Raw genomic sequence first — 15,653 nt, forward strand, 5'->3', positions numbered from 1 at the left:
TCACTCTGCTATATTACTCTATTAATAAAAAGTCTGCATTTTGCTATATGTATCGAAAAACGGAGCAGTATGAAATCCGAAAATTGTCATCTTTGGTAGGAGTGAAATCAACTTTAGGTAATTATCACTACTTATTTATAATAATGTATAGAATTAACTGTCTGAACAGACGGCTTGATAAGTAAATTTCAGCTTTAAGCTTTTCAAAAAAGTTTCTTAAAATTCATAAGTTCATATTATTTCTGGATTTCTTAGATATCTAACATTAAAAATCCAGACTTTACTCTAATCTAAAATCCAGACTTTGCTCTAACTTAAAATCCACAATTATTCCGACCTTAAATTCTCATCTAATCGATTCAACTGGACAAAAACCGAGAGAAGGAAAATGAAAAATATTATTATTAAAGGGGCACGGGAACACAACCTGAAAAACATCACTGTGGAGCTCCCGCGGGACAAATTAATCGTTATTACAGGGGTTTCAGGCTCAGGGAAATCTACCCTGGCTTTTGACACAGTTTATGCCGAAGGGCAGCGGCGCTATGTGGAGTCACTCTCGGCTTATGCGCGGCAGTTCCTCGGGCTTATGAACAAGCCGGATGTGGACAGCATCGAAGGATTATCTCCGGCAATTTCCATTGAGCAGAAAACGACCTCAAAAAATCCCCGAAGTACGGTTGGGACAGTCACTGAAATCTATGATTACCTGAGGCTGCTTTTTGCAAGGATCGGCACCCCTTACTGCCCGACCCACAATATAAAAATCGAGTCTCAGTCGCCTGAAAGGATTGCGGACAGCCTCAGCAGGGAATGTGAAGGCATGGTTACCATTCTTGCACCTATAGTCAGGCAGAAGAAAGGGACTTACCAGCACCTTTTCAGGGAACTAAATAGCGAAGGCTTCGCTCGGATGAGGGTAAACGGCGAGATTCACAGAACTGACGATGAGATTACCCTTGACCGTTACAAAAAGCATGATATCGAAGTCGTTATTGACCGGCTGGACCCCTCCGAAGACCGTTCCAGGCTCGTCGAAGCCTGTGAAAATGCTCTCCAGAAAGCAGACGGGCTCTTAATTGCGGTTGATTCGGATGGAAAAGACCATCTATATTCCTCAAACATGGCCTGTCCGGTCTGTGGCATGGCTTTTGAAGAACTCCAGCCCAGGATGTTTTCCTTCAACAGTCCTTTTGGTGCCTGTGAAGCCTGCAATGGGCTCGGATTTAAGATGGAATTCGACCCTGACCTGATTATTCCGAATAAAAAGCTCTGCCTTGCAGACGGAGCTGTCGCTCTGTACAGGAACTACCTGGACAGTTACCGGAGCCAGCACCTGGCAGCCGTGGCAAAACATTTCGGTTTTGATATTTTTACTCCTATTGAGGCTCTCACGTCTGAGCAATATAACGTGCTAATGTATGGCTCGGACGAACTCATGCAGTTCGACATGAGCATAAAAAACGGGGATGGTCATTGGTCTCATAAGGGTACTTGGGAAGGGCTAGTTCCGCAGTCTGAGAGGTTATACAGCCAGACAAAATCCGAATACCGCCGAAAAGAACTCGAAAAATTCATGCAGGTCAAGCCCTGCCCGAAATGCGAAGGCAAGCGCCTGAAGGAAAAAGTGCTCGCAGTTAAGCTTGGCGGAAAGTCCATTGTAGACGTAACCAATCTCTCAATTCTGGAATGCATCCGTTTTTTTGAAAACGTGGAGCTCTCGGAAAAGGAAAAGGAGATCGCAAAGCAGGTCTTAAAGGAAATCCGGTCAAGACTTGGGTTCCTTGAACATGTGGGGCTAGTCTATCTTACCCTTTCCCGAGGTGCAGGTACCCTCTCAGGCGGAGAAGCCCAGCGAATCAGGCTGGCTACCCAGATTGGCTCAAACCTCATGGGCGTGCTCTATGTGCTCGATGAACCTTCAATAGGGCTGCACCAGAGAGACAACGAACGGCTTATCCAGACCCTCCAGACCCTGCGAGACCTGGGAAATACACTAATAGTCGTGGAACATGATGAGGATACTATTCGGGCTGCGGACTATGTACTCGATATAGGGCCTGGGGCAGGCGTGCGTGGAGGTTATGTAGTAGCCGAAGGCACACCTGAAGAGATCGAAAAGAACCCGGAATCTCTGACAGGCCAGTATCTCTCAGGAGAAAAACAGATAAAACCGCCTGCTCTTCGCCGTCGAAGCGAGGCGTTCATAAGACTTAAAGGGTGCAAGGCGAACAACCTGAAGGATATAGACGTAAATATTCCAATAGGGGTCCTGACCGTAGTTACAGGCGTTTCAGGTTCCGGAAAATCCACGCTTATTTACGATACCCTGTACAAAGCCCTGACGAAGAAAATAAATAAATCAAGTGTAACGCCAGGGGACTATAACGAGCTGGTTTTCGATTCCGAGATCGACAAGGTAATCGTTATTGACCAGAGCCCTATCGGCAGAACGCCTCGCTCGAACCCTGCCACCTATACCAAGGTCTTTGATGCCATAAGGCAGGCTTTCGCCGAAACCAAGGAAGCCAAAATTCGGGGCTATAAGAACGGGCGTTTCTCTTTCAACGTAAAAGGAGGGCGCTGTGAAGCCTGCCAGGGAGACGGACTGATCAAAATTGAAATGAATTTCCTGCCTGATGTTTACATTGAATGTGAGGAATGCAAGGGTACACGCTACAACCGGGAAACCCTCGAAGTAAAATACAGGGGCAAGTCGATTGCAGAAGTCCTGAATATGACAGTAGAAGAGGCTGCCGAACATTTCGAGAACATTCCTGCAATCAAAAACAAACTCGATACTCTAGTAAGAGTCGGGCTGGGCTATATCAAACTCGGCCAGAGCTCAACAACGCTTTCCGGCGGGGAAGCACAGAGGATCAAGCTGACAAGAGAACTCTCCAAAAAATGTACAGGAAAGACGATTTATCTCCTTGATGAACCCACAACCGGTCTTCACTTCCATGACGTCAAAAAACTCCTCTCAGTTCTCAACAGGCTTGTGGCAAAAGGAAACACAGTGATTGTAATAGAGCATAATCTGGATGTGATCAAATCAGCAGATTATATCATCGACCTTGGTCCCGAAGGCGGGGACGCAGGCGGAGAAATTATTGCTGAAGGAACTCCAGAGGAAATGTCCACGGTTCAGGGAAGCCATACTGCACGCTTCCTTGCTCCCAAACTTTCACAGTCATATCTCGATATGTCGGGAGAAGGTTCTTTTGAGGCTGTTTTCGAAGAAGGGGAAGATTTTGAGGCCGATTATGAAGGTCTTGATGACGATCGAAATGATGATTCCGAAGACTTTGAAGACGATTCGGAGGAAGACTCCGAAGACTCCAGAGGTTTCAAGCACAATAAACACAGGGCCGATAAAACGTTTGAAGAGCAGTTGATTTAAACTGGCGCAGTTGATTTTGGTAATTTAAGCTGATTTAAGCTCCCTTTAAAGATTTAAAAACTTGAATAAGAGGTTTAAAAATGATTGACCTGGAGGCTCTTCCTCACCTGCCTGGCTGTTATCTTTTCAAGAACGAAGAAGGGATTGTGATTTACGTAGGCAAGGCAAAAGACCTTAAAAAACGGGTGAGCAGCTATTTCCAGAAACGAGACCATGACCCAAAAACCACGAGCCTTATAGAAGCTGTAAGGGGCCTTGATTTTATTGTCACGAGCACGGAAGTAGAGGCTTTCCTTCTAGAAAATACCCTTATCAAGAAACACTGGCCAAGGTACAATATTCTTCTAAAGGACTCAAAGCGGTATGCTTGCATTCATTTAACCGATGAAAAGTTTCCAAGGATCAGGCTTTCTAGGAAAAGGACAGACAACGGAAGCTTTTTCGGTCCCTTTGTCTCGGCAAAGGAAAGAGATTACATTTTTGAGGTTGTAAGAAAGACCTTCCAGCTCCGGACCTGCAAACAGATGCCAAAACGGGCCTGCCTCCGATACCATATAGCGGCATGCAGCGGGCCCTGTATAGGCGCAATTTCCACGGAAGACTATGCCGAGAAAGTGAAGAAAGCTGCTTCTGTCCTTAAAGGCAATATCAAAGAGCTTATCGAGTCAATGGAAAAAGAAATGAGGGAGCTGGCATCTCGGCAACAATTCGAGCAGGCCATGGCTCTGCGGGATGAGATTGCAGCTCTTGAGTACCTTCAGGAAAAGCAAAATATGGAGAGGCAAAAAAAGCATAACGAGGACATTTTGAACTATATTATCAGGGATGATACCGTTTATCTCATGCTTTTCAAGGTCTACAAAGGTACGCTTGAGGACAAACAGGACTTTGTCTTTGCCTTCGGGGAAAATTTCCTGGAAGAATTTCTTGTACAGTATTATTCCGAGAATGAACCACCTGAAGAGCTGATCCTTCCCGAATCTCTTGAAGAGTCGTTTATTGATTTCCTCTCCCATGTCAAGGGAACAAAAGTAAAAGTTACAGTTCCGAAACAAGGAGAGAAAAAGGAACTTCTTGACCTTGCCCTGAAAAATGTTGAGATTGGCTTCTTCGGAGACCGGAAAAAGCTCGAAGCCCTGCAAAGTAAACTCTCCCTTTCTAAACTTCCGAATGTTATAGAATGTTTCGATATATCTCACCTCTCAGGCACTGCTACGGTCGGCTCAATGGTGCAGTTCCGGGGAGGCAGGCCAGATAAACACAATTACCGCCGCTTTAAGATCGAGAGTGTTGAGGGAATTGACGATTTCGCTTCCATTGCCGAGGTTGTACGCAGGCGCTATTCCCGTTTGCTTGAGGATAAACACGATCTGCCTGACCTTATTATTATAGATGGGGGGAAAGGACAGCTCTCTTCAGCTTTTCAGGAGCTCAGAAAGCTTAAAATCAGGGTTCCTCTTATCTCGATAGCCAAACGGGAAGAAGAAATCTATGTGCCCGGAATCAAGTCTCCGCTTCCCATTAAAAAAGACGAGAAAGCCTCGCTCTTTGTCCAGGAAATCCGGGACGAGGCCCACAGGTTTGCAATTACCTACAACCGCCTGCTGAGGCAAAAATCATTGATTCCTAAAAATCAGTGAGTTCTTGAAAATTAAAAAGAATCTATCCCTTAATTGCCAACATGATTTATATATTTAAAATTTGATAATTACTATCTAATATTATAAGGTCTTGATTTTATGAATCCTTCTGACCAAACGTCCCAGACGTCCTCTCAAAAATTCTCCGAAACAATACGAGATGCCCGATATTGGGACAGCCCGCAGTTTAAGCTGGTTTCCGATTTTGAACCCAAGGGTTCCCAGCCACAGGCAATCGAAAAACTTGTGGAGGGGCTGAAAAAAGGAAAGCAGTACCAGACCTTGCTTGGAGTAACAGGGTCAGGGAAGACATATACTGTTGCAAATGTTATAAATCAGGTCAGGAAACCGACCCTTGTTATTGCTCATAATAAAACCCTTGCCGCCCAGCTTTATAACGAATTCAAGGAGTTCTTCCCTGAAAACAGGGTAGAGTATTTTGTTTCCTATTACGACTACTATCAGCCTGAGTCCTATCTTCCTGCCAAGGACCAGTATATTGAAAAAGATGCCCAGATTAACCCGAAAATCGAGCAAATGAGGCTTGCTGCCACTGCTTCCCTGATGTCGCGCCAGGACGTTATTGTAGTGGCATCCGTATCCTGTATCTACGGGCTTGGCAATCCTGAAAATTTCCAGAAAATGGGATTTGAATTAAAAGTAGGAGATAAGGTTAAAAGAAAAGAAATCCTGCAAAAGCTCGTCGAGATCCTGTTCGAGCGAAATGATCTTGAGCTTATGCCAGGGCGCTTCAGGGTAAAAGGGGATACCATTGACATTATTCCCGGGTATTTTGACAATATTATCCGGATTGAGCTCTTCGGAGACGAAGTAGACAGGATTTCTGAGGTGGATAAGCAAACTGGACAGAAGACAGAAGACATGGATTACTTTTTTGTTTATCCTGCCAGGCACTATGTAATTCCTGAGGATGAGCAGAAAAGTGCAATTCAGTCCATTCTCGAAGAGCTCGAAGAACACCTTCCTGAACTTGGGCTGCTCGAATCTCACAGGTTAAAGCAGCGCACGCTTTATGATATGGAAATGATTCAGGAAACCGGCAGTTGCAAGGGCATTGAAAACTATTCGCGGCACTTTGACCATCGCAAGTCGGGAGAGAAACCTTTCTGCTTGCTTGACTATTTCCCTGAGGATTTCCTGCTGGTTATTGATGAAAGCCACCAGACCATCCCGCAGCTTCATGGCATGTACAATGGAGATCGCTCAAGGAAGAGGAGCCTTGTCGATTACGGGTTCAGGCTTCCCAGTGCCTACGATAACAGGCCTCTGAAGTTCGATGAGTTCGAGAAGTATATGAAAAATGTGATTTTTGTCTCGGCAACTCCTGCAGATTACGAAAGGGAGCACTCAGCCCAGATCGTGGAACAAATTATCCGCCCCACAGGGCTTGTTGACCCTGAAGTGGAAATTCGTCCTCTTGAAGGACAGGTCAGGGATGTTATGCAGGAAATTCAGAAAATTGTGGAAAGGGGAGATCGTGCCCTTGTGACCACTCTGACAAAAAAGCTTGCAGAAGAACTTACCGAATACCTTGCCAGGAATGAAATCAAAGCCCGTTACCTGCACTCGGACATTAAAACCATAGAACGGACTGAGATTATTCGCGAACTGCGCCTTGGCAAGTTCGATGTCCTGGTCGGGATCAACCTGCTCAGGGAAGGGCTTGATATTCCGGAAGTGGGCTTTATCGGCATCCTGGATGCGGATAAGGAAGGCTTTCTGAGGGATTCAAAGAGCCTGATCCAGATAATAGGTCGCGCAGCCCGGAACGCCAGCTCGAAGGTTGTCCTGTATGCCGACAACATGACCGATTCCATCAAAAAAGCCGTTAATGAGACCGAACGCCGTCGCTCCATGCAGATTGCCTATAATAAGGAACACGGCATCGTCCCGACAACTATCAGGAAACCCATCAGGGAAAAGGTCGTGGATATCACCGACACCAAACACATCCCGAAAACAGATATTCCCAATATGATTATCGAATTGGAAACCGAAATGAAGGAAGCTGCTGATCGGCTGGACTTCGAGCGGGCAATCCAGGTAAGGGAAATGATAAAGAAGCTGGAGAAAGAGATCAAAGTAGCTTGAGAGAAAAGTGACTTAAGGGAAAAATATCCTGAGAGGAAAGTAGCCTAAGAAGTAAATGGCCGAAGAGGTAAATAGTCAGAGAGAAAAAAGTAACCTGAAATGATGAGGAAACTTTTTATTCGTGAATATTTTTCCTCAATCAGTCATTTTCATATACTTCAAAAATCTACACATTGTAAAATGTGTTAGGTCACTCTAAAAAAGAATTATTTTTGAGGTTTATTCAGCTTTATTTACAAGATTAAATATAGTGTTAATGGTTTCTCGGTATAGATAGGCCCTAATAAGGTCAGATTACTGCCAGAAGACTGATCTTATTGTTTTGTAGGCTGGGAGAGTTCCTGAGAGTCTTCAAGAAGCACGAGTTCCTGCTTAGACTGTGAATCTACTGCCTGCGGAGATAATGTATTTTCCTTTTTTACGATAAACCTGAAATAACCAAGCCCAATCAGAAATACCGGATATATGACCTTCCAGGTAAATCCTGACGCCAGAAAGCTCAAAGACATAAGTGAAAGAACCGAAAAGGTCCATTTCTGCCAGCCTGTTTCTGTTTTCCAGTAAGCAATTATGATGAAGCCGCAGAGGAAAATAAAGTTCTGGTTTACGAGCAGCATCATAGCCGTAATGGGAACTTTGAAAAGATAGCAAACCGTAATCAGGGAAACTGACAGTGCATATAGAGTCACAAGACTGGATATTGGAATATTCCTTTTTGAGAGCTTTCCGAACACTGCGGGGAAAACACCTGTCCTGCCAGCTGCATAGATTAAACGGCTTGCAGTAAAGTTCCAGGAGCAGGCGTTTGCTGCAAGCACTACTATTATAAGCCATATCAGAAAATTTCCGCCTGGAGTAAAAAGGACAAGGCTGGATAGACCGGCAGCCCCTTTAAGGGAAACTCCTGTAACACTGGCTCCTACACTTATCAGGGCAAGTAAAACATAGATTGCAGCGACCAGAACGAAACTCAGCCAGTATAGGCGGGGAACGTTTTTTTCTGGGTCCTTCATCTCTCCAAGGGAAAAAGAAAGGTTTTCCCAGCCCAGGAAAGCCCAGAAAAGCAAGGCTGTAACATTCCACACTGTATTTGGGTTTACGTTTCCATGACCGCTCAGAGCTTCTCCAGCAATTCTCAGCCCGGAACCGAGAAAATCGAGGTTAAAGATAATAATCAGTCCTATAAGCAGAAAAAGTACAGTCAGTGCCAGATAGTTGATCAAAGTGATAGCTCTTATCCCAAATAGGTTTGAAATAAACATCAAGCTTACAAGAAGGATTGCACAAAAGGTTCCTCCCAATTCGGAGAGATTAAAAAGCTGTCGCATATATTCACTGCCAATAAAAGCAACGGCAGGAAGCCCAAAAAGGTAAGAACCGCTTACAAGATAAGAGACCGAATATCTGCCCCCGGGTCCGACTGCTTTTTCTGCATAGCCGGCAAGCCCGGATGCCGAAGGGAATCTCAGGCCAAGCCTGGAGCAAATCTGGACCCTCGGAATGGTAACGAAGGTTATAAGGAGCCATCCAAGGATTGCTTCATGGACATTCCCCATGCTGAGAGCCAGGCCGGGCAGTGCGAGGATTCCTGTGCCTATGAGCATGCAGATTGCAAGCCCTATTCCTTTCTTTAAAGTAATTGTTTTTTCAAGATCGGTCATTTTATCGTTAAGCCTATTTTATCCTAAAGTCAACTTAAGGGTAGTATGCTTACTTATATATAAGCAAGTGAGGGTCCTAGAAAAATCAATCTTTCCATCCAATAACCACACACGTATCCGTTAATAACCTAGTTGAATAGTACTTACTATATAAAATGGTTCATCGATTTATCGAATGAGAAGACACACCAGGGTTTACAAAAAAGGAATGGAAAAATTGATAAATACAGATCCTCGTCCCTGAACAGGCAAAAATAAGGTTTTTTCTTAAGCTTTATGTTCATCATTACCTCTTTGATGTAGAGGCTCGTTTTGTCCTGTTTTTACGGTTTTATGACTAATTACAACCTTATGATAAATTATTTTAACAAATGTTGAAGTAGGTAATATAAAAAACTCAATAACAAAATTATCTAAGAGAATACTATTAATGATTAAAATGCATTTTTAGATTTCATTGAATTCGATACTGATGCTACCTGCTTTTTTTACCAGGGATTTTGCAAGGAAACCGCTCTCCATTCTGCATAGGTTAAGTACTGCACAGGGTACAAGACAATTTGAAGAACAATCTGCTTCATGTGCCCTGTCAATAACATAATTGTTTTTGATATCCAGAATTTTTATCATGGGACTTCCATGTGAGAAATTTTCTTTACCTTTGCACATGGGGTTTCGATGTCGACAATAATTTTATTTCCTTTTTTGCTTCCACGTATTTTGTGAACAAAACCACAGAGATTCGAATTTACAGTAAATTCAGTCAACCTGTCACCTTCTTTATTCATTATTATCACAATTACTTACTTGCATATAAGTAAATATCAGATAAATAAATAAATAAATAAATAAATAAATAAATAATTAAAATTCAGTTTTCCAAAGAATATTCAAATTGAGAGGAAAATAGACAAAGGTAAAATTAATAGTCCAAAGACAATAAATTATTAAGTAATTAATCACAAGCGTCAATTTTATCTCTTAACGTTAAAAAATACTTACTTGCACACAAGTAAGTTTCGTTTAAAATATAAAATAATCAGAAACTCTAGTCATTGAAGTCGGGGAGCCTGAAGTTGAATGGTTTCCTATCTTTGCCAAGGTGCGCAGAATCCAGAGGATAACTCCGAAAGAAATTAGGAAGAACATGGAGTTTAGGATAAGCGATTTCGGAATGTTTACGGATAAACACAAGCTGGAGCTTGAGGACTTGTAGGGTTCGGAGCATCAGAAGTTATGCTTACAGGCCTGAGTCGGGGTTTGCTTGATACAACCGTAACCGCCTGCGAAGGCGCAGGAACTGTAATTTCCAATAACTCAATCCTTGTTCAGGGCATGGGCAGCAGGATGTCCGGACTTGTCGAAACCGAGCCGATTAACGGAATTATCAACGGGATTCAGGAACGCGGCGGGATCGTGCTTGACTCATCAACTGCAAAAATAGACCCGGTTGCAGGAGTTCGGAAGGCAGCAGAACTCGGTTACAAAAAAATTTCAGTAACCGTGGCTTTCGCTGAAACCGCAAAAGAATTAGGGAAACTTGAAGCCGAACTCGAGCTTGATTTAATATTAATTGGCGTACATGTTACAGGTTTAAACAAAGAGGAAGCCCAGACCCTGATTGAAAACGCTGATATTACAACCAGCTGCGCTTCAAAGTACATGAGAGATCTTGTAAAGTCTCTTGCCCAGGTAGGAGCTGCAGTTCTGCTTTTTGCCTTTACCCAGAAAGGAAAAGAACTTATGATTGAAAGGGCAAAGGATGTCAAAAGTCCACTTCTGATCAATACCATGCCTTTGCCTACATTGCCTGAAAACAAACAGCCAACAGAATTAAAGTAAAACGAAAATTGAAGTAAAACGAATGAAAACGGTATAGACATCGTTATTACTTTTTTTACTTTACCTTTTTTAACCCTGTTCTTTAGCTTTTTATTTAATGCTTCACTTTTCTTTCTTCTTTCGCTCTCTGTTCTTCTTTCTTATCTTCCTCCTTCTCTCCCAATACTCCATTTCATTAACAGATTTAAGATTTCAGCCTGAGCAAAAGTAAGATCAGGTCGTTTGTACGGTAGAATCACCATAGAAAGTTAGAATAATTAAGGCAAGAATCAGAATATCAAGTAATATTATTTTTGATTCCGGAAGGTGTGTTTCTAATGCCTCACATAATGGAAATGATGGGTAAAGCCAGGGTAGTCGTAAAAGACGGAAAAGTGATAGAAGTCGGAGCTCCTGTAGTCGAATGGTGCCCACTTTTTGTCAAACTGCGGGGAGTCCAGAAGATGACTCCGGAAGAAATCCGGAAAAATATGGAGTCCCAGATCCGCGAGTTAGGAATGTTTACAGAGAATCGTAAGCTCGAATTTGAAACAACCGTTGTTGCCTTTGGTGCTTCAGAAATAATGATGAGCGGCCTCAATAGCGGCTTTATAGAAACAACTGTAACCGCCTGCGACGGTGCAGGGACTGTTATATCAGGCAATCCGGCTCTGGTTCAGGGAATTGGAGGTAGGATGTCCGGCCTAGTTGAAACCGAACCAATAGATGCAGTTATTAAGGGAATTGAAGAGCGTGGAGGAACTGTGCTTGATCCCTCAACCGCAGCCATTGATCCGGCAAGTGGGGTAAGGAAAGCCGCCAAACTTGGCTACAGAAAGATCGCGGTAACCGTAGCCGACCTGAAAACCGCAAAAAACCTGAGAAAGCTTGAAATCGAACTCAGGCTTGACCTGATAATAGTTGCCGTACATGTTACGGGAGTAAGCAAGGAAGAAGCTCAGGGGATTCTTGAAAACTCGGATATCGTAATCAGCTGTGCCTCCAGACACATAAGGGAACTTGCAAAGCCTCTAATGCAGGTAGCGGCCGCAATTCCGCTTTTTGCCCTTACCCAGAAAGGAAAAGAACTTGTGATTGAAAGGGCAAAGGACATTCAGAGCCCAATTCTAATCAATACAACGAAGCTGCCTGTGCTCCCTGCACATAAACAGCCGAAAAATCTTGTTTAAAGAAAGTAATTCAGGCAATAGTTTATCTACTTTTTTATACTTGTTATGTAATATTCTTTTTAAATTTTATAATATATAAAAGGCTTTAAAATTCTATTGTGCTCCATATTTTCCGGGTGTAGATTGAAGTGATAAACTACTACCTGAGGAACTGGTTTATGTTGATTATTTTTCTTTCTTGCCCGGCTTGGATGGTTTTACATCCTTCTTTGACGGCTTATCGGCTGAAGCCTTTGCCTGCGGTTTTCCACCAGACGTACTAGCTTTTGAACTGTCGCCCATTGTAGGTTTTTTTGTCATATAGAAACCTCTCTATCTTAGTATTTTATATGAGTAGTTAATTATTTAGTCTTAAAGTTATAAATAAGTTTCCAGCCCAAATAATTGTTTATTTATAAGACTTACGCGGCTGAACTGAGAAATCAATGGCATTAAATCCCAACTGTATAAACCACTGAACGAATTGTAACTCCGAATGTGCTTGATTGTATACTTCATGAAAAAAGTCGATGTTGAGAACTCTCTTGGTCAGGAGTTACGATGATGACTGTGTTTGATTTTGTACTATTTGTATATAATTCCTATACTTGCAAACATTTAAGGTAAATTTGGAAATGTCCTGTGATAAGGCTCATCACCCATATACTTTTTCCATTCCTCTGGTGTAAGATTCCGGGTTAAACGACTGCTAGCTTCATTTATAAGATTATCTATATTAAATATCCACAACCTTGCTTTATAGTCAGCACTCGCCGTTGCCATATATTTTCCATCAGGACTGAAAACAACATCATTTACCGGACCATTATGGTTCAGAACAGTAATTTGTTTACCTTTAGATGTATCCCATACATGTGATGTACTGTCATTGCTTGCCGTTGCTACATATTTTCCATCAGGACTGAATACAACACTATATACTGGACCATCATGGTTCAAAACAAAATATTTTTCACCTGTTGATACATTCCATAGACTTGCTGTGTTGTCCCAACTCGCCGTTGCGATGAATTTTCCATCAGGACTGAAAACAACTTTAACCACCCTATCATAATGTCTTAGAACAGTAATTTGTTCACCCGTAGAAACATTCCATAAACGTGCTGTCTTGTCACGACTCGCCGTTGCGATGTATTTTCCATCAGGACTGAAAACAACTTTAACCACCCTATCATAATGTTTGAAAGGAACCAAAATTTGTTCACCTGTAAATGCATTCCACAAACGTGCTGTTTTGTCAGAACTCGCCGTTGCGATGTATTTTCCATCAGGACTAAAAACAACATCATTTACCGAACCATTATGGTTCAGAACCAAAATTTGTTCACCTGTAGATGCATTCCATAAACGTGCTGTTTTGTCAGAACTCACCGTTGCAATATATTTTCCATCAGGGCTGAACACAACATTGTTTACCGGACCCTCATGGTTCAGAACAAAGATTTCTTTACCTGTAGAAACATTCCATACGTGACCCGTAGATGCATTCCACACGCGTGATGTATTGTCCCAACTCGCCGTTGCCATATATTTTCCATCAGGACTGAAAACAACATTACTCACTAAACCATTATGTTTGAGAGGAGCCAATATTTGTTCACCCGTAGATGCATCCCATAAACGTGATGTACTGTCATTGCTCGCTGTAGCGACGTATTTTCCATCAGGACTAAAAACAATTTTAAATACCTTATTATCATGGTTCAGAATATCATATTCTGTAGATGCATCCCATAAACGTGATGTACTGTCATTGCTCGCTGTAGCGACGTATTCTCCATCAGGACTGAAAACAACGTTATTCACCACATCACCATGGTTCAGAACAAAGATTTGTTTACCTGTAGCTACATTCCATACTTGTGATGTACTGTCAGAACTCGCTGTTGCGATGTATTTTCCATCAGGGCTGAACGCAACATTGTTTACCGGACCCTCATGGTTCAGAACAGAAATTTCTTTACCTGTAGATGCATTCCATAAACATGCTGTGTTGTCATTGCTCGCCGTTGCGATATATTTTCCATCAGGGCTGAACGCAACGTTGTTTACCGAACCTTCATGGTTCAGAACAAAGATTTGTTTACCTGTAGATGCATTCCATAAACGTGCTGCTTTGCCATTGCTCGCCGTTGCGACGTATTTTCCATCAGGACTGAACATAACATTATTCACCCCGTCACCATGGTTCAGAACCACAACGCTATGAGGTATGAGTAATAATCCCTGACGTATTAACCGATCAGCACCCAACATTAACTGATCAGCATCCAATGTCCTACTAATTCTGAATGATTCAATAGCAAGAAGGACACTTTTATCTAGATTTCTAGGATCTCCTTGTAGAAGGCTGGATTTTAAATTTAACTCATCTGAAACATGAGCTTCTCTCATCTCTGTCTCTGCCAGATACCAGTGATAGGTTGCAAATCCAGCTATAATTAAAATTATGAAGAAAGCTGCACCCATTTTCTTATTGCGGCTTCTGCTCAATTCTTTCTCTGCCTGTTCTTCCTTTGCCCGTTTCTTCTCTGCCAGTTCATCATTAAAAACCTTGTTAGAAAATAGTATCGGTTTGATAAACCTGTCGTGTGTCAGTTCATACCAGCGCGCACCTGCCCGCCACTCTGCTCTAATAAGGTGCATGCTTTCAAGCACATCAATAGCTGCATTAGGAATCCCGCCAGTGAAATCGTGAGCCCGATACACCATCCCTCGCGTCCCCATTGTTGTTATCATCACTTCACCGCACAATCTGCGCAGACCCTCCTCATCAATGTGTGCCTTCTCTGCCGCTGCCCTTATAGCCTCTTCGTAAAATCTGTAAAGTTCCTGTTCTACATTACCATAGGTTTTCAGGTGCTGAAACGTTATTTGCCTTACATCTGGTGGTAACTCCCTCCAGAGGTTCTGGCATACTACCTGAAGTTGCACAGCTTCTATGAACTCTCCTTTTACCTCAGCGGTCTTGCCGGGCATTGTTTCAACTCGAATTGTTAGCAACTCATCGACAAGTTTTTCTGCTACGCCCTCTTCAAAAGAACGACCAGTATATTTTAACGGTCCTTTGATTGCTAGCAGTGCAGCCTCGCGGCGCAGACTCTCTACGTGAAAACGCGTCCGCAATCTGTCGGGCAGAAGATCTGCATAGGGATCTAGCTGAGCTATGAAATCCTCCCGCATGACAAAAACAACCCTTAAGAGAGGATCTGCTTCCAGAACAGTGCTTACTTGCTCAAAGAATCCGTCCCTATCTTTCCAGCGGTCCTGATACAAAGAGAATATTTCCTCAAACTGATCGAAGATGACGACACGAGGTAAAGGCATACCCTCTTCATCCTGCATACGACTCTGCCCATTCAAAAAATCAACAAGTTTCATTCTAGCCAGGCACTTAATATTACACTCACCTTCAGCCCAGCTTGTTAGGGTATTAAAGACGTATATATTCGAGATCTCATCAGTTTTTATGTTATTCAAAGGTGTACCTTTAACTCGTGCTACTGGCAGAACTTCGAACTGGTTTTCTTTCAAGAGAGGAATAAGCCCTGCATTGAAAAGTGAAGTCTTACCTGCACCCGACTGGGCATAGACGAGAACCAGATTATGTGCAATGACCAGGGACAGGAGATCTCGAGCTTCACGGTCTCTTCCAAAAAAAATGAATTTATCTTCCAGTTCAAAAGGTCGAGGACCCACATAAGCCTGGAATTCAGGTCCCACTATTGAAAGCCTCCCATCGCGTTCTCAATTCTGCGGAAAATTGTTGGCATTACTAACACCCTTCACAAAGTTTAAAATTCAAACTATTTATCCAATTGGATAA

7 protein-coding genes and 2 pseudogenes are annotated in these 15,653 nt (G+C 42.7%); 5 read left to right on the forward strand and 4 right to left on the reverse strand.

All coding sequences use genetic code 11. The features are described 5' to 3' along the window. Positions 1-388: 388 nt before the first annotated feature. The 3 genes from uvrA (at position 389) to uvrB (ending at position 7,155) form a co-directional block, all read left to right on the forward strand. On the forward strand, positions 389-3,403 hold the full coding sequence (gene uvrA, locus BP621_RS11200) for an excinuclease ABC subunit UvrA (protein WP_292389937.1): 3,015 nt from the start codon (positions 389-391) through the stop codon (positions 3,401-3,403). A gap of 80 nt (positions 3,404-3,483) precedes the next feature. Continuing rightward, the gene (uvrC, locus tag BP621_RS11205; RefSeq protein ID WP_292389939.1) at positions 3,484-5,043 is read left to right on the forward strand and encodes an excinuclease ABC subunit UvrC; all 1,560 of its coding nucleotides are present in this window, start codon (positions 3,484-3,486) and stop codon (positions 5,041-5,043) included. 99 nt (positions 5,044-5,142) lie between these two features. Further along, positions 5,143-7,155: an excinuclease ABC subunit UvrB gene (gene uvrB / locus BP621_RS11210; protein WP_292389942.1), complete on the forward strand. Its 2,013-nt coding sequence runs from the start codon at positions 5,143-5,145 to the stop codon at positions 7,153-7,155. Positions 7,156-7,469: 314 nt separating this feature from the next. Here the strand turns inward: uvrB and BP621_RS11215 are convergent, their stop codons facing one another. Together BP621_RS11215 and BP621_RS11220 are read right to left on the reverse strand one after the other, a co-directional pair. Further along, positions 7,470-8,816, reverse strand: a complete 1,347-nt coding sequence (locus BP621_RS11215; protein WP_292389945.1) for an APC family permease — start codon at positions 8,814-8,816, stop codon at positions 7,470-7,472. A gap of 447 nt (positions 8,817-9,263) precedes the next feature. Continuing rightward, positions 9,264-9,583, reverse strand: a pseudogene (locus BP621_RS11220) (DUF6951 family protein). A gap of 287 nt (positions 9,584-9,870) precedes the next feature. Here BP621_RS11220 and BP621_RS11225 point away from each other — a divergent pair. Both BP621_RS11225 and BP621_RS11230 read left to right on the forward strand, forming a co-directional pair. After that, positions 9,871-10,658 (forward strand): annotated as a pseudogene (locus BP621_RS11225) (methanogenesis marker 8 protein). A gap of 317 nt (positions 10,659-10,975) precedes the next feature. Further along, on the forward strand, positions 10,976-11,827 hold the full coding sequence (locus BP621_RS11230) for a methanogenesis marker 8 protein (protein WP_292389948.1): 852 nt from the start codon (positions 10,976-10,978) through the stop codon (positions 11,825-11,827). Between the two features lie 165 nt (positions 11,828-11,992). Here BP621_RS11230 and BP621_RS11235 read toward each other — a convergent pair whose 3' ends face one another. Together BP621_RS11235 and BP621_RS11240 are read right to left on the reverse strand one after the other, a co-directional pair. Further along, a complete protein-coding gene (locus BP621_RS11235) occupies positions 11,993-12,127 on the reverse strand; it encodes a hypothetical protein (RefSeq protein ID WP_292389950.1) in 135 nt (44 codons plus the stop codon). Positions 12,128-12,424: 297 nt separating this feature from the next. After that, on the reverse strand, positions 12,425-15,550 hold the full coding sequence (locus BP621_RS11240) for a WD40 repeat domain-containing protein (protein ID WP_292389952.1): 3,126 nt from the start codon (positions 15,548-15,550) through the stop codon (positions 12,425-12,427). Between the last annotated feature and the right edge of the window lie 103 nt (positions 15,551-15,653).

Source organism: Methanosarcina sp. UBA5 (assembly GCF_002505485.1).
Classification (GTDB): Archaea; Halobacteriota; Methanosarcinia; order Methanosarcinales; family Methanosarcinaceae; genus Methanosarcina.